The sequence below is a fragment of the Micromonospora sp. NPDC049374 genome (assembly GCF_040677165.1).
In the GTDB taxonomy this organism is placed as follows: domain Bacteria; phylum Actinomycetota; class Actinomycetes; order Mycobacteriales; family Micromonosporaceae; genus Micromonospora.
The window spans coordinates 26152-52185 of record NZ_JBFAQH010000028.1; the positions used below are offsets into that span (position 1 = coordinate 26152).

The following is a 26034-nucleotide window of genomic DNA, read 5'->3' on the forward strand; positions in this document are numbered from 1 at the left end:
CGCAGCCGGTACCTACCAGGGGGACCACCGGTCTGCTGATCGACGATCTTGTCTGGTCAGCGGTACTCGGGATTGGCGGCATCCGGATGAACTCCTGCATCCCAGGCCGTGCGCTGGTTGCCGTAGGCCGGGAACCCGCCGGCACGACGCATCATCGACGCGAGGTGCATCAGGTTGTAGGTCATGAACGCGGTATTGCGGTTGGTGAAGTCGTTCTCCGGCCCACCCGAACCCTCGTCAAGGTAGGACGGCCCCGGGCCCACCTCACCGAGCCAACCCGCATCGGCCTGCGGCGGAACAGTGAAACCGATGTGCTGCAAGCTGTACAGGATGCTCATCGCACAATGCTTCAGACCGTCCTCGTTGCCAGTGAGCAGACAGCCACCAACCCGCCCGTAGTAGGCATACTGGCCCTGCTCGTTGAGCACACCGGAGTAACCGTAGAGCCGCTCGATCACCCGACGGGTCACCGAACTGTTGTCACCGAGCCAGATCGGCCCGGCGATGACCAGGATGTCAGCCGCCAGCACCCGGGCCAGCAACGTGGGCCATTCGTCGGTATCCCACCCGTACTCAGTCATATCAGGTCGCACACCGGTGGCGATGTCGTGGTCCACGGCACGAATCTGGTCCACGCTCACCCCGTTCGCCTCCATGATCGCCACACTGCGATCGACCACCCCCTGAGTGTGACTACGGCCAGGGGAACGGTTGAGGGTGCAGTTGATGTACAACGCGCGCAACCCGCCGAAATCAGGCTTCTCGATAACCGTCACGGTCACGGGGTCCTTCCTTGTCGCAAGTGATCAATAGAATCGATGACCGTGAGTCGGCCACCGTCGCCGGGATCCGGGTCCGGGATCATCATCTCCGGATCTACGAGATAGACATCGTGACCGTCGAGCGTTAGCCGACGCGCGACCTCCAGGAGCATTCGTCGGGCCACATCGTCGATGGAGTGCACAAGCGAGACGTCGAGAACCACTCGGGGCTCCGAAGGGGCACTCTCCACGAACTCGCGAACGATCCGCTCGGCTCCCGCGAAGCGGATTCCGCCCTGCAGTCGGAGAACCCGGGTGGCGTCCGCTCCGCCACCCCGTACCCGATTGGAGCGCACGTTCGCGCGCGCCGCGGGAGGAACCTCCATCACATGCAGCCCCATGTCGGACGAGAACCGCTCGAACAGCGACACTCCGCGCACGCTGTTGCCGTGCCGGTCCAGTCGAGGCGAGAAGGTGGCGATGCCGAGCTGACCGGGGAGTGCACCGATCAGTCCCCCGGCCACCCCGCTCTTCGCCGGGATGCCGACCTGCGTGGCCCAGTCGCCGGCGGCGTCGTACATTCCGCAGGTGGCCATCACGCTCAGCACCTGACGCACCACTGCCCCGTCCACCACCTGCTCGCCCGAAAGGGGATTCACCCCCCGGTTGGCCAGCGTCGCCGCCATCATCGCCAGATCCCGGGTGGTCACGAGCACCGAGCACTGACGGATGTAGCCGTCGACGACGGCCCTCGGGTCCTCGGTGAGGATGCCGTGGCTGCGGAGCATGTGCGCGATGGCGAGGTTACGGTGCGCGCTCTCCATCTCGGATGCGCACACCGTCTCATCGACCGTCAGCTGGCGGCCCGCGAACGCCGAAAGCCCCTGAACGACGCGGTCGACCCGCTCGACGGGCTTCAGGTTCTCCCGTCCGGCCAGTGAGTGAACGGTGATCGCGCCGGCGTTGATCATCGGATTCCGGGGGCGCCCCGTGTCGCTTTCGAGGGAGATCTCGTTGAACGCCTCCCCGGACGGCTCGACCCCGACCTTGGCGAGCACCCGATCGAAGCCGCGGTCGGAGAGCGCCATCGCGTACACGAAAGGCTTCGAGATCGACTGGATCGTGAACGCGGCATCGACGTCGCCGGCACCGTGGACCGTGCCGTCGACGGTGGCGAAGACCGCTGCGAGACGCTCAGGATCAGCTGTCGCGAGCTCGGGAATGTACCCCGCCGGCTCCCCGGAGGTGTCCGATCCGACATCGCCAAGCACCTCGGTCAGATAGTCGGGAACGACTGACCGCATCTGTCCTCCTCACGTTCTCGTGGAGGCATGTCCGCAGCGCCTCGCGCACCACCAGCCCGGCAGGCTGCAGTCAGGGTTCGCAACTCGGCGGCCTCGACATTCGCACCGAATGCAGCAGTCCCAGGCTCGAGACGGGCGCCGGCCGAAAGGGAGCCGATCGCAACGGCGTCGAATCCGAACGCGTCGATCAGCTGTGACACCGAGGCAACTTCCTCGCAAGAGTCGCCGGCGACCGCGATCGCCTTGCGCCCGGACTGCCCTGCCGGACGAGCCTCGTCCTCGAGGTCGTGATAGCCCATGTGGTTCAGGGCCTTCACGACACGCGCGCCGGTCAGGAACCGCTGCACGGCATCGCTCGACGACACACCGGACGGGACGACCGTGTCGCGGGGGCCGTCAACCTCCCACCAGTAGTTCATCGCATCCACCACGAGCTTTCCCCTCAGCTCGTCTGCCGGGAGCTCGCGGTGCTTGCCGAGCGGCAGCGCGAGGATCACCACGTCCGCGGCCGCCGCGACCTCGGTCGGCCACCCGGCAGTCGCGCCGGGGGTCAGCACCTCGGTGGTCAACGCGATCCTCGCAGGATCTCCGGAGCCGGAGATAAGGACGCGGTAGCCTGCGGCGACGGCCAGGCGGGCCAGGACGGTGCCGACCTTCCCGGCGCCCAGGATGCCGATGGTGGTGACCTGGGAGGTCATCGTGCCCCCCGCGTGGACTGCTCGGCCAGAAGCTCACGCACCCGCGGAATGACCTGCGTGCCGTACAGCTCGACCGAGCGCATCCGGGCGGAGGCGGCGACCGTCCCGGCGGCGGAGTAGATCATGTCGAAACGGCCCACGTCCAACACCCGGATCGCGCGGGCGATCTTCGCCGCGACGGTCTCGACCGACCCGACGTACAGCGAGCCGTGCTCCACGTCGGCATCGAACTCCCGCTGCTGGAGCGGCGGCCAACCGCGCAACGCACCGATCCGGTCGCGGATCTCCCGGTATCCGGGGTAGAACAGCTCCCTGGCCTCCTCGTCGGTCGCGGCGACGAAGCCGGGCGAGTGCATCCCGACCGGCGCAGCGGTCGTGCCGAGTTGCTGGTGCGCGCGTCGGTACAGGTCCACGTACGGAGCGAAGCGATCGGGTGCGCCACCGATGATGGCGAGCATGAGCCGGAACCCGTAGTGCGCCGTGCGGAGCACCGACTGCGGCGTACCGCCCACTCCCACCCAGGTGTTCAGCCGTCCCGAGTCCGTCTTCGGGTAGACGTCCGCGTTCTGCAGGGCGGCGCGAGTGGTGCCCTTCCAGGTCACCGGTTTCTCGTCCAGGAGCCGGTGAAACAGGTCGATCTTCTCCTCGAACAGCACTTCGTAGTCCGTCAGGTCGTACCCGAACAGCGGGAACGACTCGGTAAACGACCCTCGCCCGAGGATCACCTCGGCGCGACCGTTGGAGAGCGCATCGACCGTGGCGAAGCGCTGGAACACCCGCACCGGATCATCCGAAGACAGCACCGTCACCCCCGACGCGAGCCGAATGCGCTCCGTGGCGGTCGCGATGCCGGCGAGCACCGTCTCCGGACTGGAGATCGCGTACTCCGGCCGGTGGTGCTCGCCCAATGCGACCACATCGATGCCGATCTGGTCGGCTAGGACAGCCTCGGCCACTGCCGCGCGGATCGCCTGCGCGTGCGACACGATCTCCCCCCGGTCATCACGGGGACGGTCTCCGAAACTGTCGATACCGAACTCGATCTGCGATGCATCCATCGCGGGCAACTCCTCTATGTGTCGGCCATCTCCCGCATGATCCGCACCGTGGTCGATGCTGATCCGGTTCTTCGCTGCCTCTCAACCTCGCGTTGCCGGCAAGGCGTACTCCTTGATCGCTTTCCCGCCGAACGTGGCGGCGCTTCGGCGATGCAGTTGGCCGAGGGTGTCGGCGCGCCGAAGGGCGGCGTCGGCGTGGAGCCTGCGGGTCGCGGGCCCGCAGAAGGTGTCCTTCGGCATTGTGCCGTCTACCAGGTACGCCGTGGTCACGTTCAGCGCGCACACGTTGTCGCCGTACACGTAGACGCCGTGCCCGCTACCGTCGACGCTTACCAGCCGGGAGCGTTTGGCGAACTTCTCCCGGATCAGCTCACCACCTCGGTGCGGCGTGCCCGGGTCGCGTAGGTTCTGCACGATCAGCACGTTGCGCGGCCCCTTGTCGTTGATCCGTACCGGCGGTTCAGACGGCTCGTGCGCCCAGTACGCGCAGGGGGTGATGTTCGCGCTGGCCGCGCCGTACATCGGGTATCTCTTGCGGTCCTTGGCGACCGCGTGCCGGTAGGTGCGAACGTCCTCGGGCCAGTTGACGTCGTTGCAGGTCACGGCGAGGTACGCCGACAGGAAGTTGTCCCAGGGCAACATCTCCGCCGGCGTCGCGACACGGTCGCCCGCCCCGGTGACCGCCGCGTCCTCGCCGCGGAGCAGCGACTGCCAGTCCTGTGCCAGTGCCGGATAATTGACCTTCCCGTAGAGGGCCGCGAAGGTGGTGAACCGGAAGGCCGCCCCGTTGACGTAGCCCACCGGTGTCTCGTCCAGCCGTTCGGCGAGGCGGAAATAGGTCTTGCGTACCTGCGCCGGGGTACGGCCCAGGCCGTAGGCACCGTGCCGGGCCGCCGCCCAAGCGGCGAAGTCAGGAAACGTCTGTTCCACACCCAGGCCGAACCGGCGCTGCGCGGCATAGTCGAGGTGAGTGTCGCCGAGGTTGCTGTCGATCACGACGCGGTCGGTGGTGTCCGGAAACATCGACGCGTGCGCGGCACCCAGGGCCGACCCGTACGACGCACCGTAAAAGCTGGCCTTCTCCTCGCCGAGCGCCGCACGGATCGAGTCCAGGTCACGGGCCGTGTTCGCGGTCGTGATATGCCGCAGCCGACCCTCGGTGTCGTTGGCCACACACAATTCAGCGGCCGCCTTCGCGGTCCTCGCCCGCTCGATAACCGCCGCGTCGTCGACCGCGTACGGCGGAACGTTGCTGAAATAGTCCAGCTCGCCGGTGAAGCCGCAGCTCACCGGGGCCGAAAGCCCGACCCCCCGAGGGTCCATGCCGATCAGATCGTAGCGATCCGACACGCTGCTCGGCAGACCCAACCCGACCAGGTCAGCCGGCATCGCCAGTCCCGAGGCGCCCGGGCCTCCCGGATTGAGCAGGACGATGCCGCGGCGCTCAGCCGGCTTCGCACTTGCGATCCGCGACACCGCAATGTCGATTGCGACACCGTCGGGATCCCGGTAGTCCAGCGGCACCGACACCGTCGCACACTGCAACGTCGGCGAGACAATCGCGATCTCCTCGGGGCACACGCCCCATTCCACCCACGTCGCCGGACCATCGGCCTGCGCCGGTGCCGCCACCAGGGTCGCGGCGATGCCGGTGACGACGGTGACCGCCACGCTTCGACGCAACTTCATACCCCCGCCCTCGACTGCTGACGGTCGTTTCCTGACGCTCCCGCGACGGTGAGGTCGGCTGCGAACCCGCTCCTCTGCAGCCTGGTCCCCGCCCTGGAACGCACCGCGCGCCGGTCCGCGGAGATCTTGCCGGAGACACGCACCGTGCCCGCCAACGTCATCCAGCGGCCCTCGATGACCTCGAGCGTCGAGGTCTTGCCAACCCCGTTAGCGCCGCGGAGTGCGTAGGTCTCCGGGCGCGCGACCTGGAACGAAAGCTCCTCGACGGGGTGGAAGTCGCCGTAGGGAGCGTTCAGTCGGGCGACTTCGATGACTGGGCTGACGGGCATTGCGGATCCTTTCCTCTCGGCACAAGGCTTCCGTCATTGGCGGCACCTTCGCGTCGGTAAAAGCCCCTTAGCTCTCGCCCTCAGCGCACTGCGACGCAAGCGAGCTGGTCGCTGTCGGTGCGAGCCAGCCGGTTCGGGCGGCCTGTACGCGGTTGACCAGCGATGAAGGCCGCGAGTTCGGGGCCTGTCTCGACCTGCGGCATCCGTTTCATCAACCGCTTCGCGTGGAGATCACGGCCTTCCCGTGGCGGCCTAGATCAGGAACAGCTGCAATTCCCATCGGTGACAACTACCTACTCCGATTGGGTCCAACCTCAGCTCAGCATCGGGTGAGAGCGAAACTGACCGACCTCCTGGGCCGGCGCGCAGAGCGCGTCGAGACCCCCGCGCCACCGAAGTGGCTGCGGAGGAGCAGGCGATCACGCAGGCGGCGGGGCCCGCCGCTGCCCGACGCCAGACCGAATCCTGGCTGCCTGGCGCGGCCGGCAGCCCGAAACCTCGGAGCTGCACGAGGCCAAAGTCAAAGAGCGCAGTGTTCTGGGATTCAGAGGATCGCCAGCGCGTCAGATGGGCGTGGGAAAGGTGCCGTCAGTGGCGAGCTCAAGCAACAGGCGACGCGCGGTCGCGATGCTCACTACGTCCTCTTCCCCGTGCATGGTGGCGACGACGACGCCCTCGGCGGCTCGGCGCACGATCTGGATGCGCTCGTTGCTCAACCCATCGACGGCGAACTGCTCGCTCCACCACGCACTGTGCTTTTCCGCCACCGCGGCAACCGCGGGGATCGCGTGCAGACCGATCCAAATCGCCGCTGACGTGACGTCGTGCGCAGCTTCGGCATCCGAACGTCCAGCGCAGAGTGCGCGAACGTAGGCACGGAGCATCTTGCCGGGGTAGTTCTCCGACAGGTCGAGGTAGCTGAGGACCGTCTCCCGGAAACGTTCCTGAACGTCTTCCACCACGGCGATCACCAACTGGTCCCGACTGCCGAAGTGGTGAACCAAGCCGCTCTTCGACACACCGGCGACCGAGGCGACCTGATCCAGGGTGACCGCGGCGCCTCTGGCCAGAATCACCTGGGTCGCGGCATCGAGCACGGCCCGCCGCGTGCGCTCAGTGTTCCGCGTCCGTCGCTCCTCAGCCACCGGACCACCCATCATGAATCGCGCCAATACGGACCAGCTGGTCTACAGTACCGTCCAAGCGTACCGCCGCTGGTAGCTGGCGGACCCTCCGGGTCAGTGCATGAATCCGACCATCGATGGCCACGGATGAGCCGGTGGCGGTTTTGCGCACGTGTAGGCGCGATGGGATGCGCCTGCGTAGTTCCGCGACGTGGCTGACGAGTCCGACGGTTCGGCCGCCGGAGCGCAGGGCATCGAGCGCGTCGAGCGCCTGATCGAGTGCCTCCTGATCGAGGCTGCCGAAGCCCTCGTCGACGAGGAGGCTACCGAGTTGAGTGCCGCCCGCCTCGGCCTGGCAGCGCTGCGCCTTACCCGGACCTCTATGAGGGTTGCGTTCGTGTCTTCCGGTAGTGTCGCCGCGCTTTGAGTCGGTTACCGCAGGTTGCCATTGAGCACCAGCGGGCAGTGTTGGCGCGGCTTCGATCGAGTAGGAAGAGGCGGCACTCGGCGTTCGCGCAAGGCCGCAGGCGGCCGGGGGCGCTCTCGCGCAGGCTGGCCCAGGTGAGCACTGCCCGTACAACACACTGGTGATGCGCCGGGGCGCTGAGCCGCCAATCGAGGCGCGTCGCCGTCAAGTAAGGAACTTGGCGTACGCCGACCAGGAGCGGTGCGAGGCAGTCGGCTGTCAGCTCACCGCGAGTCACGCCCTGCAGCAGAGAGCGGGCGGATCGTACAGCGTTCAGCTCCTCGAACGTGCCGGTGCCGCCAAGTTGCCGCAGCGTCGCACACGCCGCCGTAGCGTCGCTGAAGAGATCCTGCGGCTTACCGTCGACGAGTGGCGTGCTGTTGAGGATGAGCAGGAGAAGTTCTTCGTCGGTCGATGCTGCCATCACGAGCCCTAACTGCCATCACCGCCCTTGACGGGTTAGGAGTCTAGCAGTAGCGTATCTAACCAGTCTTACTGGCGATGGGGGTTAGAGATGCGGGTGTTCCACCGGTACGCCACAGTCGAGGGGCGGCAGCTGTTCTACCGGGAGGCAGGCGACGCTGACGCCCCTGCGGTAGTGCTGCTGCACGGCTACCCGACCAGCTCGTTCATGTTTCGTGAGCTCATTCCGAGGCTGGCCGACCGGTACCACGTGTTCGCGCCGGATCACCTCGGCTTCGGCCAGTCGGACAGCCCGAGGGTCGAAGAGTTCGACTACAGCTTCGACGCCTTGGCGCGGCTCACCGCCGGGTTACTCGACCAGATCGGCGTCGACCGCTACGCCATCTACGTCCAGGACTACGGTGCACCGATCGGGTGGCGGCTCGCGCTCCAGTCGAGCGCTCCGGTGACCGCCATCATCACTCAAAACGGCAACGGCTACGAGGCCGGATTCGTGCCCGAGTTTTGGAAGCCGATCTGGGCGTACGGCGATGACCCGAATCCGCAGACGGAGGCCGCGCTGCGGCCTGCTCTCGGCCTCGACGCGATCATCTGGCAGTACACCCACGGCGTACCAGACCCCAGTGTGGTCTCCCCGGACACATGGACCATCGACCACGCGCGGTTGCAGCGGCCAGGCAACGATGAGGTGCAGTTGCGGCTGTTCGGCGACTACCACACCAACCGTGAGCTCTACCCTCGGCTGCAGGAGTACCTCCGGACCAACCAGATTCCCCTGCTCGCGGTGTGGGGCCGCAACGACGAGATTTTCCACCCGGACGGAGCGACGGCCTTCGGCCGCGATCTACCCAACGCCGAGATTCACCTCTGGGACGCCGGACACTTCCTGCTGGAAACCAACCTCGACGCCTTCACCGAACTCGCACGCGACTTTCTCAACCGGGTCCTACACGCCAACTGAGGGGCTGCCTCGCTAACGGCTGCCGGCGGCGTGCTTTGTCGCGGCCGTGCGCGGCAACCCCACCGCTCCTCGCGGTAACCCGCGGAGGTGAGCACCCGCAGTACGTCCTCACGCATGCGTTGCCGCGAAGGGGCCTGGCCTGGGTCGGTGGCCACCTCGCGCAGCAGCTGCGTCAACCGGGTGTCGACGTCCTCGGCGATCTCGCGGGCCTGCTCGATTCGCTTCGATTCTCGGTCCTACCCACCGCGCCCGAATGCAACCCCCGCAGAGCGCTCCGTCGGGCGGTGGCGGCTTCTGACGAGGAGGGTTCCTTTCGGAAGTCACGCCCACTGTCGCCCCGAGAAGTATTCTACTGGAAGTGGTGTAACTCGGTTATTCCGGTCAGCATGTCGGACTTCGACGCCATTGGCTGCCCTGGTGGGTCGAGCCGCGCCGTGGCAGCGACAGGTCGTGTCGCACGACTGGAGGGAGGCCGCGTCGCCATGCCCGACGCCATACGCACCGTCGATTTGCTGATCGACGGTAGGTGGGCACCCGCCCAATCGGGGCGAAGGACCACAAAGTTTCGTAATGTCGATAATAAGCCGTTGTCCGAGGTTGCCGCCGCCGGCCGTGCTGATGCGGCGGCTGCCGTTGATGCGGCAGCCGCCGCGAGGGCTACCTGGGGAACGTGGCCACCGGGGCAACGGCGCGAGGTGCTGCAGCGTGCCGCGGGTCTGCTGACCGAACGCGGCGACGACATCGTCGGGGCGATGTGCCAGGAGACCGGCGCGGTGCTCAGCTGGGGCCTGTTCAACCTGAAGCTCGCCACCGACATGCTCATCGAGGCGGCCGCGCAGACGTACGGCATCGTCGGCGACGTCGTCCCGTCCGACGTGCCCGGCATGACCGCGCTCGGCATCCGCCAGCCGGTAGGAGTGGTCGTCGGCCTTGCCCCGTGGAACGCGCCGCTGATCCTCGGCATGCGAGCCGTCGCGCTTCCGCTGGCATATGGCAACACGGTGGTGCTCAAAGCGAGCGAGGAGGCCCCGGCGACCCATGTGGCCATCGCCGCTGCCCTGCATGACGCCGGCATGCCGCCCGGCGCGATCAACGTGATCACGAACGCACCGGCCGACGCGGCGGACGTTGTCGACGAGTTGATCTGCCATCCGCAGACCCGCTGCATCAACTTCACCGGGTCGACGTCGGTCGGGCGCGTGATCGGCGAGAAGGCCGGCCGGCATCTGAAACGCACCGTCCTCGAACTCGGCGGCAAGGCGCCGATGCTGGTGCTGGCCGACGCGGACATCCCGGCGGCGGTACGCGCCGCCGTCGCCGGCTCCTTCATGAACCAGGGTCAGATCTGCATGTCGACCGAGCGGATTGTGGTGGAGCGCCAGGTCGCCGACGAGTTTCTCGACCAGCTGGTGACCCACGCCGGCAGGCTGGCCATGGGCGATCCGCATGAACCGTCGACCGAGCTCGGCCCACTGGTGAACCAGCGGGCCGTCGACCACGTCGCGTCGCTCATCGCCGACGCCCAGAACAATGGCGCCGAGGTGCTCATCGGGGGCCGAGCCGACGGCTTGTTCTACCCACCGACCGTACTGCGCCGCGTGACCCCGAAGATGCGGGTCTACAGTGAAGAGTCGTTCGGGCCGGTCGCTGCGGTGATCGAGGTGGATGGCGTCGACGAGGCCGTTGACGTCGCCAACGACACCGAGCTCGGTCTGGCCAGCGCGGTGTTCAGCCGCGACGTGGCCAACGCCTTGCAGGTGGCCCGCCGGATCGAAGCCGGGATCTGCCACATCAACGGGACCTCCGTCCACGACGAGCCGCAGATGCCATTCGGCGGCGTCAAGGCCAGCGGCTGGGGTCGGTTCGGTTCCCGGGCGGCACTCGCCGAGTTCACCGACCTGCGGTGGATCACCATCTCTCCGTTGGACCGGCAGTACCCGTTCGGGCCTCACGTCCCGTCCCTGTCCGGAATCTGAGGGGCGGCATGCGCAGCGGGTGATGCGGGCCCGACGGAGGGCTGGTCACGGTCATGCCGAGGTGGCACGCGAGGGAAGGATGATGATGCCAAGTGGGCGACCAACTGGCTGACGCACTCCAGATGCTGGAGCGTGGGAAGAGCCGTACCGTCAAGAGTATTCCGCCGGAGCCCACGGGCACCGTCCGCCTTGACGTGACAGAGTCGGCCGGCACCGTCGTGAAACAGTGGTTCGTCACCCTGGAGAGCGGGACTGCCCGGGTCCGCAGGCCAAATTCGGAAATGCCCCGGCCGGAGCCGGACGCCGTTCTGCGCACCGACAACGATACGTTCGACCGGCTGGTCAGGGGCGAGGAACGGTTCGTGCCGCTGTTCTTCCGCAACGCGCTTGTGGTCGAGGGGCACCTGGGACTGGTGCACATGCTCGCCACGGTGCTGTTCGCCGGACCGCCCACCGGCCATCACCCACGGGATTTCGTCCATGAGGAAGCCGGCTCCTAATGGTCGAGAAGACGCTCAGCATCCTTGACGGAAACACGTTCCTCCTCACGGATGTGCGTGGCGATGTCACCCCTTCCCCGGGTTCACCGGCTGGGCTCTTCTCGTTCGACACCCGCTTCCTGTCGACCTGGGTGCTGCGCGTCAACGGGGAGCGACTCAGCCCAATGTCCCGCAGCGATCTGCACTTCTTCGAGACCCGGTTCTTCCTCGTCCCCGGGGAGCCCACGCACTACGTCAACGCCAAGCTCTCGGTCATCCGTAAGCAGACCATTGGCATTTGTCTCGTCGAACGGATCGTAGTCCTCAACCACGACATCGAACCGGCGGACGTCTCCATCCGGATAGACGCGGACGCCGACTTCGCCGACATCTTCGAGGTCAAGGAGAATCAGCCAAAGCGCGGTAAGCGATCGGTGCGCCAGGAGGATGGGCGCCTCCATCTGCACTACGAGCGGGCGACGTTCTACCGGGACACCGTCATCTCCAGTGATAGACCGGCCAAGGTGGACGACGGCGGCATGACCTTCGACATCCGTCTCGAACCGCACGGCCGCTGGGACGTCGAGCTCCAGGTGGAACCGATCATCAATCGGGGGGGCGGCGGTTCCGCTACCGTCTGGGAGGCGTACCGCCGGCGGAGCAGGCCACAGGTCCGCGAGGAGTTGGAACAGTGGATCGACAACGCGCCGCGACTCGCCTGCGACTTCGAACCCCTCGCCGCGGCGTACAAGCGCAGCCTGTACGACCTGGCCGCGATGCGTTACTCGTCGCTGACCGCGACTAGCCCGATCCCGACCGCCGGACTGCCGTGGTTCATGACCCTCTTCGGCCGGGACAGCATCTTCATCAGCCTGCAGACGCTGCCGTTCGCGCCCACGCTGACCCCGCCCGTGCTGGGCCTGTTGGGGACGCTGCAAGGCAGCGCCTTCGACGATTTCCGCGAGGAGGAGCCGGGTAAGATCCTGCACGAGTTCCGGTACGGCGAGTCGGCGGCGTTCGAGGAACAGCCGCACACCCCCTACTACGGATCTGCGGACGCCAGCCCGCTGTTCGTCATCCTGCTCGACGAGTACGAGCGGTGGAGCGGCGACGTGGAAACCGTACGGCGTTTCGAACCGCAAGCCCGTGCCGCGCTGAACTGGATCGACGAGTACGGCGATCTGCTTGGCACCGGCTACATCTACTACCGGCGGCGCAACACCCGCAACGGCCTGATGAACCAGTGCTGGAAGGACTCCCGGGACTCGATCTCCTACCGGGACGGCCGGCTGCCCGCCCTGCCCAGGGCGACCTGCGAGCTACAGGGGTACGCCTACGACGCGAAGATTCGCGGGGCGCGGATGGCCCGCGAGTTCTGGAACGACCCCGAGTACGCCGACCGTTTGGAGTGCGGGGCAGCGCAACTGCGGGAACAGTTCAACCGCGATTTCTGGATCGAGGAGGAAGGGTACTACGCGCTTGCGCTCGACCCGGAGGGCAAGCCCGTTGACGCGCTCGCCTCCAACATGGGGCACCTGCTCTGGAGCGGCATTGTCGAGCCGGAGCGGGCACGCCGTGTGGCGGACCACCTCCTTGGGCCGAGCCTGTTCTCCGGTTGGGGCGTGCGTACCCTGTCCACCACCAACCTCCGATACAACCCCGTCGGCTACCACGTCGGTGCGGTCTGGCCGTTCGACAACTCGATCATCGCCTGGGGTCTGTGGCGCTACGGTTTCCGGGAGGAGGCCGCCCGGATCGCCGATGGCATGATCACTGCGTCCGGGTACTTCGACGGCCGATTGCCCGAGGCATTCGCCGGCTACGAGCGGAGCCTGACCGGCTACCCGGTCGAGTACCCGGCGGCGTGCAGCCCTCAGGGCTGGTCGGCGGGGGCACCGCTGCTCCTGCTTCGCACGATGCTGGGGCTCAGCCCGTACCCGGACCATCTGGCCGTCGATCCGTACCTGCCGCCGTCGGTGGGCCGGATCGAACTGCTCGACGTACCGGGGCGGTGGGGGCTTGCCGACGCGTTCGGTCGGCGCACCCGCCGCCACCGCGACGCCGACCACCACTCGGAGCCGGTCGCCCGACTTACCCACGGCGACTAATACGGGCATGGGCGGCGGCGGTCGAGGACACGCGTGGGCCCAGTTGCGAGGGCCGTAAGCAGCCGCCCCCGCGCGGCAGAGAATCGCCGTGGCGCGGTCGCTCTACGATGCCCGAGTCAAGGAGTCCAACAGCGGCGTGATAGACCAGGCATCCATGCCGAGCAATGAAAAGAGGGCTTGCGCAAGTCTCTGACCTGCGGAAACCCTCTCGCTGTCGGGACGGCCGGATTCGAACCGACGACCCCTTGTAACGGAACGTAGCTATCCCAGGCCTGTCACTGATTGCCAAGAATGGGCACCGAGCTGCACAGACGTTGTTGATCGCCGGTCTCGCCTTGTCACTGATTGTCAATCATCAGCCGGAGTTTTCGGGGGGTAAACGGGGGGCACTGTGGGCGATGCCGCCGCCAAGAGAGCCGTGATCGTCTTCGACGGCGACCTGCGGCTGATGCCCAGATAACGACGACCACACAGCTACCCCTGGCGTTGGGGATCAGTTCGAGTGTCAAGACCGATTCTGGCGGGTTGTCAGGTCATGTCGATGGCGTATGCCTCTTCCCGCACGTCGGGGTCCGAGTGTTGGCGTAGCCGGATCAGCAGGTCTCGCCATGGCGTTTTCCATCCGAAGCTGGCTCCGTGGTGGACCAGCGATACCGCGAACAGGCCGCCAGCGAGGTCGCCGCGCTCTGCCAGTTCGGTGATGCTGTTGGTCAGAGCGTCTGTGTCGGGCCACTCGCGGAGGCTTCGCAGGCGGACACCGATGCGTTCGGCGGTGCGGGCCGCGAGGATGGGTCGGCCTGCGCACAGGTCGGCGATCTCGTTGAGATTGTCCAGTCGGTTGAGGTCGACCAGTAGACCGGTTGCCGTGCCGGTGAAGCCGGGTCGGTTGGCGAGCCACCGTGCCGATTCGATCAGTGTGGTCCGGTCGGCACTGGGCGGCTGGTAGCCGGATCGGACGGCCGCGCCGCGGGACAGCGGGGCAAAGATCGTCAGCGTCGCGTACGCCGCCTCGACGGGGGATCGGCCGCTTGGCGGTCGGCTGATCGTTCTGGACGGCCGCCGGTTGAGTGGCCATGGCGGGCGGCCAGCGGTACCACCTCGCCAGCGGCGCCGTTCACGCCGCCCATGCCGGCACCCTCGTCCACCGTAGCGGCTCCGGCACGGTGCGCCGGACGGCTGCCGAGGGAGCGCCGGCCGCACAGCGCCGCGGACGGTAGAGCCATCAGATCGATACGAGTTCTGGAGGCGTTCGTATCAGACAGATTCGTCCATAGGGCGACCTGGCCACGCGATCTGTTGACTTTCATCTGATGACCGTCGTACCGTTCGCAGTGACAGCCTTCGATGGCGGGCATGGCGACCGGGCCGGCGCCGTGTTACCGGGCGGCCTCTGGGCGCGGTCGTCAATGGGTGTTGGGGTTCGCAAGCCCAGTTCCCTGTCTACGTATGCCGGCATTCGAACGGCAGAGGGAGTTCCATGATGTCCAGGCGTAGATCCCTCTTTGGACCCGTCGCGTTCGCAGCAGCTCTTGTCTTGGCCATGGGTGGCACGATGCCGAGTGGCGGCCTCGGCAGCACCGCGTCGGCCGCGGATGCCGTCCCACTCGCGGCGACGGCCGGATGTGGCAAGGCCCCGGGATTGAACAGTGGCACGCACACGATCCAGAGCGGCGGCCAGAATCGCAGCTTCATCCTTCGGGTGCCCGCCAACTACAACAACAACAACCCGTACCGGTTGATCTTCGCGTTCCACTGGCGCGGTGGCACCATGAACGACGTCGCGTCGGGCGGGAGCAGTGGCAGCATCTGGTCCTACTACGGGATGCAGGAGCAGTCGAACAACAGCGCGATCCTCGTCGCACCGCAGGGTATCGGCAACGGCTGGCCCAACTCCGGTGGTCAGGACATAACCTTCGTCGACGACATGATCAGGCGGATCGACGATGCCCTCTGTGTCGACACGACGCTGCGCTTCGCCCTCGGTTTCAGCTACGGCGGCGGCATGAGCTACTCGATCGCGTGCAGCCGGGCCAACGTCTTCCGGGCGGTCGCGGTCTACTCCGGCGCGCAGCTGAGCGGATGCAGCGGCGGCAGCCAGCCGATCGCATACTTCGGCCTGCATGGCATCTCGGACAACGTCCTGAACATCTCTCAGGGCCGTTCGCTGCGGGACACGTTCGTACGCAACAACGGCTGCGCCGCCCAGAACCCGCGCGAACCGTCGCAGGGCAGCGGGCAGCACTTCACCACCCTCTACTCGTGCCGGGCGGGTTACCCGGTGCAGTGGGCCGCGTACGACAGCGGCCACGGGCCAGCTCCGGTGGACGGATGCTCCGGCTGTGAGGACGGCGCCCGGACCTGGACCAGGGCAGAGGTGTGGCGGTTCTTCGCACAGTTCGGGGGCACCCCGCCGACCACCCCACCCACAACCCCGCCGACCACCCCACCCACGACCCCACCCACGACCCCGCCGACCACCCCACCGACCAGCCAGCCGCCGGGCAGTTGCACCGCCACGTACAAGGTTGTGAACCAGTGGCAGGGCGGCTTCCAGGGTGAGGTAACCGTGACCGCCAGCGCCGGCGCCCTGACCGGGTGGCGGGTCAGCTGGACCTTCGCTAACGGGCAGGCCATCACGCAGATCTGGGGCGGCCGCAACGCACCGAGCGGCAGCACCCAGAACGTCACCAACGAGAGCTGGAACGGCAACCTCGGTGCGGGCGCCTCGACCACGTTCGGCTTCCTCGGCACCTGGAACGGCACCAACAGCATGCCTGCCCTGACGTGCGCGCGGGCATAGCCGTGACGATCACCTTCCACTTCTGGAGCGGCGCCCAGGTCACGTACTACATCACCTGGTCCAGCAACACGGTCACCGACACCACCAGCTGACCTCGACAGGGTGCCGCGGCCCACCACCGGCCGCGGCACCCTCCACATCCGACGGTCGACGGCTCACCATCCACATCGATGGGATCCACCACGGCAGACCCTCGCACGCCGGACGGCCGGTCGTCGCCCACACGACGATCGGGCGTGTCAACGCCGGCTGAACTGCGGGCGTTGTCCCACCTCGTGCGTGTGCACATTCCTCGCATCGCTGCGGGCGGACACGGACAGCACGGTTGCGTCGGCCACACCGACGGAGGCCGACGATGCCCGGTGAGCGGCCCGCCCCGCCGCCGGAACGCCTCTACGCGGTCAACGCCGCCGCCCAGTTCTACGCCAGTCGGCTGCCCGCCTCACGCAAGGCAGCCCGCTACCTCCTGGCCTTCGACGGAGACGACGCCGGACGCCGAGCCGCCGACCGGGTATACCCGGTCGCCTCTCGATGGCCCGGCCAGGTCTCCGCAGTACGCCTCCCGAAGGGACAGGATCCCGCCGACATGCTCGGCACCTTGGAGCCCATGCGGGCGATGACCGAGATCATCGGCGCCGTCCAACCCCTCGCTCAGGTCCAGATGACCAACACGCTCGACCGGTTGTTCGCCACCAAGCGGATCACCGATCCGGTCCGATTCGCCGAAGATCGGATCACCGCCTACCGGGCTATCGCCGAGTTGTTCGTCGACGCCCCGCACGCCACCCGTGACATGGCCGAAGCCGCCGCCGAGCGGCTCGGCCTGGCCTCGACCGACGTCGCGCGTGGGGTCATCGAGGCATGGAGTGCCCGCACCGACACCCCCGGCGGAACCGACCCACCTCCGGACGTAGCTGTCCCGGCCCCCGCCGCTCAACCGGCGGCAGGCCCACCCGCCGAGGGCTCGACTCCCGTCAGTCAACATCGCCGCCTCGCCGTCGTCGACTCGGGGCGGGGTGTTGCGGTCCGGCTGCTGCCCGAGCTGCAGCATCGGGTAGACCAGCAGCGTCTGCCACGGCGGGTGTCCGTCGGCGACGGTCCGCAGGGTCACCGCTGCGACGAGTGCCGCCTCCGCGCTCGCGCCGCCGATCGCGATCCGACTCGCGTCGACGCCGAGCCGCGCCGAATCGTCCCGCACGGCGTCGAGCACCGCGGCGCAGTCGTCCTGCGGGATGGGAAACCGCACGGGCCTCCCCCGTTCGTCGACCCGTCCGTCGACCGTGCCGCCCAGCTCGGCGGGCACCGGGCACAGGCGGTAGTCGACAGACACGACGACGACGTCGGCCCGCCCGGCGATGCCGCGGGCGACCTCGTGCGCCTCGGCCATGTCCAGGTCGCACCAGGCGAAGGCGCCCCCGTGCATCCACACCAGGCAGGCGCGGCCGCCGTCGGGCGCGGGACCCGTGGGCATGTAGACGCGCACGGGCACCGGGCCGTGCGGGCCGTCGATCGTCTGCTCGGCAACGCACAGGTCCCACTCCTCGGGCGGGCCGAACGGCGCCTTCCAAAGGTTCGTGACGTCCTCGGGGACGTCCGGGAACTGCGCGTACCCCTCGATGAGGTGCCGGCGCGCTTCGATCTCGGGCACGAGCAGTCTGATCATGGCCTCATCCTGCCTGGCTCGTCGACCCCCGATCCGGGCGCTGGCCGCCGGGGAGCGTCGGCGCGACCGAGGCGACCGCCCAGGCGGACAGCGTGAGGTCGATGTCGAGGACGCCGTCGTCGCCGACGGTCAGCGTGCTGCGGTGGAGGCCGTCGGCGACGTGGCGCAGCTCGGCGGTCTGTTCCCGCGTGATGTTGAGCGGGGCGCCCATCTGGTACCAGGCCTCGGCGACGTTCCCGTGCTCCCAGTCGAGGATCTCCACGGTGAGCTCGGTGCCCGGGCGCAGCCCTTCGACCCGGTGCCGGACGCGGCGCTCGGGGCCCATCTCGGCGAGGGCTCGCGTCTCGGCGTAGCCGTTGCGGGACGCGAGCCCCGTCGTGCCCATCTCGGCGGGGTAGTTGTAGAAGATGGCCGACACGTCACCCGTCGCGGACGAGCGGGTGATGGCACCGTCGGGCAGCTCGGCCAGGAGGCGGTCACCGAGGCGGTGGAGCATGGCCACCGCGTGGAACGTCGGCTTGTGCAGGCCGTTCTCGTTGACGAACCCGAAGCCTCCGTGGAAGGGGCCGATGCCGCTGCCGCCCTCCTCGAACACGTCGGTGAAGGTCCAGTAGGAGATCGAGTCGGCCAGCGGCGCGCCCTTGAGGAACGCCCGGACGATGTACGCGGCGGCGAAGAGCGTGTCGTGGATCGCGTCGCGGCTCGACGGCGAGGTCGACCACTCGGTGATGTGCAACTCGGCGTCCGGATACGGGCTGTTCTCGATGATCGTGCGCAGGACCTGCAGGTCGACGTACGTGGCGTCCTTCTGGCGCGTGATCGCGCTGACGTTGCCCAGGGAGTCCGCCGCGTAGTCGGTCGGGTACAGGTGGGTGGAGAGGAAGTCGATCGGCAGCCCGCGCTGCGCGCAGTACTCGATCAGTTCGTGGATCCACACCGGCTGCCAGTCGAGCGCGTCGGGGTCGGTGGCCACCGCGGTCTCGACCTCGAGCGACGGGTCGTGGGTCTCTCCGGAGTAGCGGGCGTCGGGGACGAACACGCTCGTTGACGGGCCGCCGACCCGCAGCCGGGGGTCGATGGCTTTGATCGCGCGCGCCGTGGCCTCGTACAGCTCGAAGTACTGGGCGCGCGTCCCGGTCCAGAAGTTCGGCACGAGGTTCGGCTCGTTCCACACCTCGAACGGCCACTGCCGCACCTCGTCGATGCCGTACCGCTCGATCCAGTGCCGTACAGTGGCGTCGACCAGCGCGACCCAGCGGTCCATCTCCTTCGGCGGGCTGCAGTGCGCCTTCCACCAGAACAGCGTCTCGGTCTGGGTGGCGAGCTGGCGCGGCATGAACCCGAGCTCCACGAACGGGCGGGCGCCCGCGTCGAGGATCGCGTCGAACACCTTGTCGACATACGCGAACGTGTAGACCGGCTCGGGCAGCGGCTGGTTCGGGCCGAAGCCGCCGCCGTTGTCCGTCCGGTAGACGAACATGTCGTCATGGAACAGGCCGTGGAAGCGCACATGCCGGGCGCCCAGCACCTGGACGGCCTCGCGGAAGTGCGCCTGCCAGTCCGCCCGCAACGCCTCGTTCGCGCGGCCAGCACCGACGCACTCGTTCCACACGTGATGCAGCGGTACCTCGGCGGGTGCCTGCCCGTCGATCAGCAGGGCTGACGTCGCCTGCTCAGTCATGGACAGCTCCTTCGCTCGGTCGGTGAGTAGGGTTTGCGAGCCCGGCGGTGCCGCTGACCCGGAACCAGTCCACGTCGACGTATCCCCCGGGCTCGGCAGTGGCGTAGTTGAAGAGGGCGAACCGGTACCCGGTGAAGTGCGCGAGGTCGTACTGCATCTGCACGGTGTCGCCCAGCCACGTCCAGTTGCTGCCGTCGTACGAGTACGCGAACGACGCCGTATCGACGGCATCCCGGAAGTCGACGTCCACGCGCAGGTAGACGACGTCCGCCCGCAGCGGCACCGGTGCGCTGGTGAAGGCGATGACGCCGTCGCCGCCTGCCCGGCGCATCACCAGGCTCCTGGTCCCCGCCTCCATCGTCACCGCGATGTATCCGTACTTGCGCTGGTAGGCGGAGATGCCTGCGACGTCCCCGTCCTTCATGTGCGAAACGTCCAGCGAGATGGCGCCGGAGCTCGTGGGTCCGAGCGTGCGTTGGGTGAGCGTGTTGCGCGCATCGAGGATGCCCGAGGCGACGCTGCCCGTGGTCAGCCGCAGGTGTCCGGGCCGCTCGGTGAGCGACCAGAACCGGTTGTCCGGGTTGTGGTTCCACTGCCACTGGAGCCCCAGGTTTGACCCGTTCCATGCGTTCTCGGCGGACTCTGCCAGGAGGTCCGCGTTGGCCGTGTTCCAGTGGCCCGCGCGCTCAAGGAGGTTGTCGAAGTCGTCCGAGGCGACGACGGCGGCGCCGTCACCGGCCGTCCGTGCGGCCGCCGCGGGCGCTTCCGGATTGAGAGCGAACACCGGCCACCCGTCGTCATCCCAGGCCACGCCAACGAGCTGAGGCGAACGACCCAGCGGGCCCTCGTCCTGGAACAGCATGGCGTACCACTGCCCGTCGGACGTCTGGACGACTCCACCCTGGGCCACGCCGGTTCCGGGTCGGCCCCCGACCGTCACGCCCTGGCTGAGCACGACCCGGCCCTCCCACACGCCGCCCGCCGACTGCGGCGTTAGTGACGTCGACCGCCACAGCACCTCCTGGCGGATGCCACCCGACGGCCACTGGATCATGAAGACGTAGTAGTAGTCCCCGATCTTGTACGCGTGAGCGCCCTCGGCATTCAGCCCGCTGGTCTGGTCGACGTTGGCGTGCTCGACGAGCCGCGTCGCCGGGCCGTCCCACGCAAGGGTCCCGTCCTCGTGTCGCCGCAGCCTGCGCAGGTCGATCGACCCGCCACCGTAGACAAGCCAGACGTCGTCGCCGTCGAACAGCAGCGACTGATCGTGGGCGTACCCGTCGAGCACCGACCTGGTCCACGGCCCGCGCTCGATGTTGGGAGTCGAGTAGATGTACGTCTGCCGCGTGGTGAGGCTGCCGACCGACACGTAGTAGGTCCCGTCATGGAACCTGATGCTCGCTGCCCAGCTGCCCTGGCCGTACGCGTCCTGGCCGTTGCGCAGCGCCAGCGCGTCCGTGTCGTCGAGGATCGCCGCTGTATACCCGGCGATCCACCAGTGCACCAGGTCGCTCGAGCGCATGATCGGGACGCTCGGCGCGAAATACATCGTCGTGCTGACCATGTAGTAGTACCGGCCGTCGAAGACGACGTCCGGGTCGGGCACGTCCGCGAAGATGACCGGGTTGGTGAAGTCTGCCCCCGCCCCGCCGTCGCGGATGTTCAGGTTCGGTCGGTCCATCAACGCAGCTCGAGCGCCACGGTGACGTAGGAGTGGGCGGGCAGGTCGACCTCGAGCCCTCGGGGGTGGGGGCGCACGCCGGCATGGTCGGTGGGGGCGACGGCGTCGAGCTGCTCGGGGGTGTTGTGCGCGTCGAGCGCCGTGGCGGTCAGCACCCGCGCGGTGTGCCCGACGACGTCGCGGCCGCGCAGGTCCAGGACGAGGATGCGGTCCGTATCGGCGTCGAGGTTGGACAGCGAGACCAGGGCGGTGTCGCCCTTGACCGATGCGGACGCCGAGACCAGCGGCAGCTCGGTCCCGTCGACAGCGCGAGTCTCGACGTCGCGCAGGTGCACCGCGAGGGAGGCGGCGTCGTGGTGGCCGGTGTTCATGGCGAAGACGTGGTACGTCGGGGTGAGCACGAGCGCCCCGGTGTCGGGGTCGGTGAGGATCATGGCCTGTAGCACGTTGACGGTCTGGGCGATGTTCGCCATGACCACGCGCTCGGCGTGCCGGTGGAACGCGTCGAAGTGCACCGAGGCGACCAGGGCGTCGCGCAGCGTGTTCTGCTGGTACAGGAACCCGGGGTTGGTGCCCTTCTCCACGTTCCACCACGTGCCCCACTCGTCCACCACCAAGCCGACCTTGCGGTGCGGGTCGTAGCGGTCCATGACCGTGGAGTGCCGGGTGAGCAGCTCCTCCATGCGCCGGGCGCGGGCCATGGTCACGTACCACTGGTCGGTGCTGAACCCGGTGGCGTCGCCCTTGTCCGACCACGACCCGGCCATCGTGTAGTAGTGCAGCGACACGGCCTGGAACGGGCCCGCCGGCGCGGCCGGGTCCGCCGCCAGGTCGTCGAACGAGCGCAGGAGCGTCTCGGTCCAGTGCAGGTCGGCCTCGTTCGCGCCCGCCGCGATGCGGTACAGCAGGTTGCCGCCGTGGTTGCGGGTGTAGGTCGCGTACTGCCGGGCCAGCGAGGCGAACTGCTCGGCGCGCAGGTTGCCGCCGCAGCCCCACGCCTCGTTGCCCAGGCCCCAGAACGGCACCCGCCACGGCTGCTCCCGCCCGTTCGCCCGCCGCAGCGCCGCCATCGGTGAGTCGTCCGCCCGGGTCAGGTACTCCACCCAGTCCGACATCTCCGCCACCGACCCGGACCCCACGTTCCCCGACACGTACGGGTCCGCGCCGAGCAGCTCGCACAGGTCCATGAACTCGTGCGTGCCGAACGCGTTGTCCTCCACCACGTCGCCCCAGTGCGAGTTGACCATCCGCGGGCGGCTCTCGCGCGGGCCGATGCCGTCACGCCAGTGGTAGTCGTCGGCGAAGCAGCCGCCCGGCCAGCGCAGGTTCGGAATCGAGATCGTCCGCAACGCCTCGACCACGTCCGAGCGGATGCCCCGCACGTTCGCGACCGGCGAGTCCTCACCCACCCAGAACCCGCCGTAGATGCACCGCCCCAGGTGCTCGGCGAAGTGCCCGTACACGTGCCGGCTGATCGTGGCGCCGGGCAGGTCGAGGTCGATCACTGCGGTCGTGGTCGTCGTCATTGTCTCCCCATCAGTTGCGTGTTCCGTCATCGCATGCCTCAGCGAGGAGCTCGCGGAAGCCAGACCCGCATCGGGCCGGGGGCGCGGTTGCCCCAGGTCGAGAACGGGATCGCTGTCACCGTGTGCTCGTCGACGAGCTCGGTGGCGGTGTCGGGGTCGTAGATGCCGGTGCCGCGTCCCGGTGATCGGGGATGCGGGGACGGCGCGCAAGGCGGACGTGCGCCCATAGGTGCTCGACATGGTTTCCTTCGACCGAAACGGGCTAAACGGCGCGGGTGGTTGCACGGCCCTAAGCCCCACCGCGGGTGGAGCCACGTACCACGAGACGGACGGGCGCGACGACGTGCTCGGCCGGGCCGGTCCAGCCCGCCATCTGCCGGTGCAGCAGACCCACCGCGGTCTCAGCGACACCTTCATGGTTCGCGTCGACGGAGGTGAGGCCGGGCGGGACGAAGCTTGACATGTCGAGGTTGTCGAACCCGGCGAGCTGGACGTCGGTGGGCACCCGGAGCCCGCTCTCTGCCAGGGCCGCGACCGCGCCGAGCGCGACGACGTCGGTGACGGCGAAGACGCCGTCGAAGGGCAGACCGGACGCGATCACATCGAGCAGGGCATCACGTCCGGCCGCCGACGTGAACGTGGAGATGGGCACCACATAGCGTGCGTCGACATCGAGGCCGGCATCGCGATGTGCGCGCTCCCAGCCAATGCGGCGGTCCGACGTCATCATGTGCGCGGTGTCGAACGTGCAGCCCAACCCAACGATGCGCCGCGAGCCGTGCTCGATCATGTGCGCCGTCGCGAGGCGGGCGCCCTCTTCGTTCGCCAGCCGCACGTGGTTGAACCGGTCGGGCACGTCACGCTCGCCGAGCAGCACGATGGGTTTGGCGGTACGCACGCGGTCCAGCTGGTCGCGGTCGAGTCCGGCGACGGACAGCAGGACGCCGTCGTAGAGCTGGAGTCGCGCGACGCTCAGCGCCGCCATCTCATGCTCGGGGCTGCCGCTCGTCCGCTCAAGGACGAGGTGCCGCCCCTCGGCCTCGATCAGCGGCGCGATCTTGTCGGAGACCTCACCGAAGTAGTCGTGGAAGCTCGGCACGATGAAGGCGACGGTGTCGGTCCGTCCCGCGCGCAGGTGGCGCGCGGTCAGGTTGACCTCGTACCCCAGCGCCTCGACGGCGGCCATGACACGGGCGCGCGTCGGCTCGTTGACCGGGAGGCGCTCATTGACGACGTTCGACACGGTCATGACCGAGACGCCCGCCTCACGGGCGACGTCCGCCATCCTCACCACATATCCTCCTTATCGCGGCATTCTGCCAGCTCAGCAACGTCGTCTGGCGAGAAGCCCGCCACCCATCCACACGCCGGGGCGGGCCTTGACGCAACACGATCGACTCTTTACTTTAACGCTAAAATCCCGCTCGGGATGAGGACGCCAAGCCCCAGCTCGCGTCGATGTGCCCACGAATTCCAGTCAAGGACGACCGGAACTGTTCTCAAGGGAGAGACCTCGGTGCGTACCACAAGAACGAAGTTGTCAATTGTTGTCCTGGCTGCAGCCGTGATAGTAGGACTTGTCGGATGTACCTCTGCCGACAACCCCGAAGACGACTCGGGAACGCTGACCCCCAGTGACCCCACGACGTTCACGGTCTGGATCACGTCGGCCCAGCAGGCCCCGGCACCCGACAACAAGATCACCAAGCTGCTCAAGGACAAGCTCGGTGTCACCCTCAAGTACGAGATCGTCACGCCGGACAACGAGGACCAGAAGATCGGTGTCATGCTCGCCGGCGGTGAGTTCCCCGACCTCATCGGCACCGGCGACCTAAAGCAGCGTCTCCTGCAGGGCGGCGCTCTGCGGCGCCTGGACGACATGCTGGCCAAGGGGGACTACCCCAACCTCGCCGAGCACGTCAGGGACGACATCAAGAAGATGAGCTACTCGGGCGACGAGGTGGACAAGGGCCTGTACATCCTCCCGAACTACAACCGCTTCTACGGCGACATCACGGGCGGCGTCTACTACGGTCCCGCGTTCTGGATCCAGAAGCGTGTGCTCGCGGACGCCGGCTACCCGGACCTCAGCAACATGACGCTCGACCGCTACTTCCAGCTCATCTCGAACTACAAGGCGAAGCACCCCCAGACCGCCGGCGCCCCGACCGTCGGCTTCGAAATTCTGGCGTCCACGGGCCGTGAGTGGGGCATGACTAACCCGCCGGCGCAGCTGGCAGGCTTCCCGAACAACGGTGGCGTCGTCGTCGACAGCAACAACAACGCGTCGATCTTCGCCGACAAGGACATCGCGAAGAACTTCTACAAGGTCCTCAACCAGCAGTACAACTCGGGTGTCGTCGACCCCGAGTCCTTCACCCTGACGTTCGACCAGTACACCGCGAAGCTGGCCACCGGCACCGTCCTCGGCATGCACGACCAGGGCTGGAACTTCCAGACCGCCACCCAGTCGCTGCAGAGCGCCGGCAAGGACGAGTACACCTACGTGCCCCTCATGCCCGTCTACGACGGGGTGAAGCCCTGGTACGCCGACCGCCCCGTCATGAACACCAACCAGGGGTTCGGCGTCTCGGTCTCCAGCAAGCAGCCGAAGAAGGCACTGAAGTTCCTCGACACCATGCTCAGCGATGAGTGGCAGAAGACGCTCTCCTGGGGCATCGCTGGCGAGGACTACCAGGTCGGCGCCGACGGCGTCTTCTCCCGCACGGACGAGCAGCGGAAGAACTACAAGGACCTCACCTGGCGTGCCTCCAACCGTCTCGATGCGCTGCTCGACATGCTGCCCAAGCGCAACGGCAAGTTCTCCGACGGCAACGCCTACAGCCCCGACGACCAGCCCGCCGAGTTCTACGCGACGCTGAGCGACTACGACAAGGACTTCATGGCGAAGTACGGCAAGAAGACCTGGCTTGACTTCGTGAACAAGGCGCCGGACAACCCCAAGTACTACCCGGCGTGGAACCTCACGCTCTCCGACGACGCCAACCAGGTCAACCAGCAGCTGACCGACACCAGCGTGCAGAAGCTGCCGGGGATCATCGCCGGCCCGCCCGCCGACTTCGACAAGAACTGGCAGGCCTACGTCGACTCCATCCGCAAGATCGACGTCAAGGTGTACGAGGACGCAGTCACCGCTGGCATCAAGGACCGTCTGGCCAACTGGTAACAGTCTGCGAGCAGTCGTGGGGGGGGGGGGGGGGGGGGCGCCCCCCCCCCGGGCGGGGGGGGGGCCCCCCCCCCCCCCCCCGGGGGGGGGGGGGGGGGGTGGTGGGGGGGGGGGGGGGCC

At 67.8% G+C, this 26034-nt stretch carries 23 protein-coding genes and 1 pseudogene; 10 read left to right on the top strand and 14 right to left on the bottom strand.

What is annotated here, in order from left to right; all coding sequences use genetic code 11:
- Positions 1-56: 56 nt before the first annotated feature.
- The 7 genes from AB0J93_RS28995 to AB0J93_RS29025 form a co-directional block, all read right to left on the bottom strand.
- Positions 57-782 carry a flavodoxin family protein gene (locus AB0J93_RS28995; RefSeq protein ID WP_363925517.1) on the bottom strand — a complete coding sequence of 242 codons (726 nt, stop codon included), beginning with the start codon at positions 780-782 and terminating at the stop codon, positions 57-59.
- A complete protein-coding gene (locus AB0J93_RS29000) occupies positions 779-2065 on the bottom strand; it encodes a glutaminase (RefSeq protein ID WP_363925518.1) in 1287 nt (428 codons plus the stop codon). Before AB0J93_RS29000 ends, AB0J93_RS28995 begins: the two co-directional genes overlap by 4 nt.
- Positions 2038-2763 carry an NADPH-dependent F420 reductase gene (locus AB0J93_RS29005; protein WP_363925519.1) on the bottom strand — a complete coding sequence of 242 codons (726 nt, stop codon included), beginning with the start codon at positions 2761-2763 and terminating at the stop codon, positions 2038-2040. The genes AB0J93_RS29000 and AB0J93_RS29005 overlap by 28 nt, the downstream gene beginning before the upstream one ends.
- The gene (locus AB0J93_RS29010; protein WP_363925520.1) at positions 2760-3821 is read right to left on the bottom strand and encodes an LLM class flavin-dependent oxidoreductase; all 1062 of its coding nucleotides are present in this window, start codon (positions 3819-3821) and stop codon (positions 2760-2762) included. Before AB0J93_RS29010 ends, AB0J93_RS29005 begins: the two co-directional genes overlap by 4 nt.
- An 81-nt stretch (positions 3822-3902) precedes the next feature.
- The gene (locus AB0J93_RS29015) at positions 3903-5510 is read right to left on the bottom strand and encodes an alpha/beta hydrolase (RefSeq protein WP_363925521.1); all 1608 of its coding nucleotides are present in this window, start codon (positions 5508-5510) and stop codon (positions 3903-3905) included.
- Positions 5507-5839 (bottom strand): ATP-binding cassette domain-containing protein, encoded by a 333-nt coding sequence (locus AB0J93_RS29020; protein WP_363925523.1) that lies wholly within the window; start codon positions 5837-5839, stop codon positions 5507-5509. Before AB0J93_RS29020 ends, AB0J93_RS29015 begins: the two co-directional genes overlap by 4 nt.
- Positions 5840-6402: 563 nt before the next feature.
- The gene (locus tag AB0J93_RS29025) at positions 6403-6984 is read right to left on the bottom strand and encodes a TetR/AcrR family transcriptional regulator (protein ID WP_363925524.1); all 582 of its coding nucleotides are present in this window, start codon (positions 6982-6984) and stop codon (positions 6403-6405) included.
- 190 nt (positions 6985-7174) lie between these two features.
- Here AB0J93_RS29025 and AB0J93_RS29030 point away from each other — a divergent pair, with 190 nt between their 5' ends.
- Positions 7175-7390, top strand: coding sequence for a hypothetical protein (locus AB0J93_RS29030; RefSeq protein ID WP_363925525.1), 216 nt, complete (start codon positions 7175-7177; stop codon positions 7388-7390).
- Here AB0J93_RS29030 and AB0J93_RS29035 read toward each other — a convergent pair.
- Positions 7344-7853 carry a CGNR zinc finger domain-containing protein gene (locus AB0J93_RS29035; RefSeq protein WP_363925526.1) on the bottom strand — a complete coding sequence of 170 codons (510 nt, stop codon included), beginning with the start codon at positions 7851-7853 and terminating at the stop codon, positions 7344-7346. The two genes, AB0J93_RS29030 and AB0J93_RS29035, sit on opposite strands and share 47 nt — an antisense overlap.
- Positions 7854-7943: 90 nt before the next feature.
- Here AB0J93_RS29035 and AB0J93_RS29040 point away from each other — a divergent pair, with 90 nt between their 5' ends.
- The 8 genes and pseudogenes from AB0J93_RS29040 to AB0J93_RS29075 all read left to right on the top strand — a co-directional run bounded on the left by AB0J93_RS29040 (position 7944) and on the right by AB0J93_RS29075 (position 16268).
- Positions 7944-8813, top strand: coding sequence for an alpha/beta hydrolase (locus AB0J93_RS29040; protein WP_363925527.1), 870 nt, complete (start codon positions 7944-7946; stop codon positions 8811-8813).
- Between the two features lie 35 nt (positions 8814-8848).
- Positions 8849-10789 (top strand): aldehyde dehydrogenase, encoded by a 1941-nt coding sequence (locus AB0J93_RS29045; RefSeq protein ID WP_363925528.1) that lies wholly within the window; start codon positions 8849-8851, stop codon positions 10787-10789.
- A gap of 92 nt (positions 10790-10881) precedes the next feature.
- A complete protein-coding gene (locus AB0J93_RS29050; RefSeq protein WP_363925529.1) occupies positions 10882-11289 on the top strand; it encodes an SCP2 sterol-binding domain-containing protein in 408 nt (135 codons plus the stop codon).
- Entirely contained in the window at positions 11289-13376 is a 2088-nt protein-coding gene (locus tag AB0J93_RS29055) for a glycogen debranching N-terminal domain-containing protein (RefSeq protein WP_363925530.1), read from the top strand. Before AB0J93_RS29050 ends, AB0J93_RS29055 begins: the two co-directional genes overlap by 1 nt.
- A gap of 636 nt (positions 13377-14012) precedes the next feature.
- Positions 14013-14231, top strand: a complete 219-nt coding sequence (locus AB0J93_RS29060) for a hypothetical protein (protein WP_363925531.1) — start codon at positions 14013-14015, stop codon at positions 14229-14231.
- Between the two features lie 1521 nt (positions 14232-15752).
- The gene (locus tag AB0J93_RS29065) at positions 15753-15935 is read left to right on the top strand and encodes a PT domain-containing protein (protein WP_363925541.1); all 183 of its coding nucleotides are present in this window, start codon (positions 15753-15755) and stop codon (positions 15933-15935) included.
- Positions 15895-16176: pseudogene (locus tag AB0J93_RS29070) on the top strand (cellulose binding domain-containing protein); the annotation flags it as partial. The gene AB0J93_RS29065 and the pseudogene AB0J93_RS29070, both read left to right, overlap by 41 nt.
- 2 nt (positions 16177-16178) lie before the next feature.
- Positions 16179-16268: a hypothetical protein gene (locus tag AB0J93_RS29075; protein ID WP_363925532.1), complete on the top strand. Its 90-nt coding sequence runs from the start codon at positions 16179-16181 to the stop codon at positions 16266-16268.
- Between the two features lie 350 nt (positions 16269-16618).
- Here AB0J93_RS29075 and AB0J93_RS29080 read toward each other — a convergent pair whose 3' ends face one another.
- From AB0J93_RS29080 to AB0J93_RS29105, 6 genes are all read right to left on the bottom strand, one after another.
- Positions 16619-17839, bottom strand: coding sequence for an alpha/beta hydrolase fold domain-containing protein (locus tag AB0J93_RS29080; RefSeq protein ID WP_363925534.1), 1221 nt, complete (start codon positions 17837-17839; stop codon positions 16619-16621).
- A 4-nt stretch (positions 17840-17843) separates the two neighbouring features.
- Complete coding sequence (locus AB0J93_RS29085; protein WP_363925535.1) at positions 17844-19520, bottom strand: hypothetical protein; 1677 nt, start codon at positions 19518-19520, stop codon at positions 17844-17846.
- Complete coding sequence (locus AB0J93_RS29090; protein WP_363925536.1) at positions 19513-21201, bottom strand: glycoside hydrolase 43 family protein; 1689 nt, start codon at positions 21199-21201, stop codon at positions 19513-19515. The genes AB0J93_RS29085 and AB0J93_RS29090 overlap by 8 nt, the downstream gene beginning before the upstream one ends.
- Complete coding sequence (locus tag AB0J93_RS29095; RefSeq protein WP_363925537.1) at positions 21201-22727, bottom strand: alpha-L-arabinofuranosidase C-terminal domain-containing protein; 1527 nt, start codon at positions 22725-22727, stop codon at positions 21201-21203. Before AB0J93_RS29095 ends, AB0J93_RS29090 begins: the two co-directional genes overlap by 1 nt.
- A gap of 38 nt (positions 22728-22765) precedes the next feature.
- Complete coding sequence (locus AB0J93_RS29100) at positions 22766-22954, bottom strand: hypothetical protein (protein ID WP_363925538.1); 189 nt, start codon at positions 22952-22954, stop codon at positions 22766-22768.
- Positions 22955-23016: 62 nt separating this feature from the next.
- Positions 23017-24012, bottom strand: coding sequence for a LacI family DNA-binding transcriptional regulator (locus AB0J93_RS29105; protein ID WP_363925539.1), 996 nt, complete (start codon positions 24010-24012; stop codon positions 23017-23019).
- Between the two features lie 279 nt (positions 24013-24291).
- On the opposite strand from AB0J93_RS29105, the gene AB0J93_RS29110 reads away from it, so the two are divergent.
- Positions 24292-25914 carry an ABC transporter substrate-binding protein gene (locus AB0J93_RS29110; protein ID WP_363925540.1) on the top strand — a complete coding sequence of 541 codons (1623 nt, stop codon included), beginning with the start codon at positions 24292-24294 and terminating at the stop codon, positions 25912-25914.
- Positions 25915-26034 lie beyond the last annotated feature (120 nt).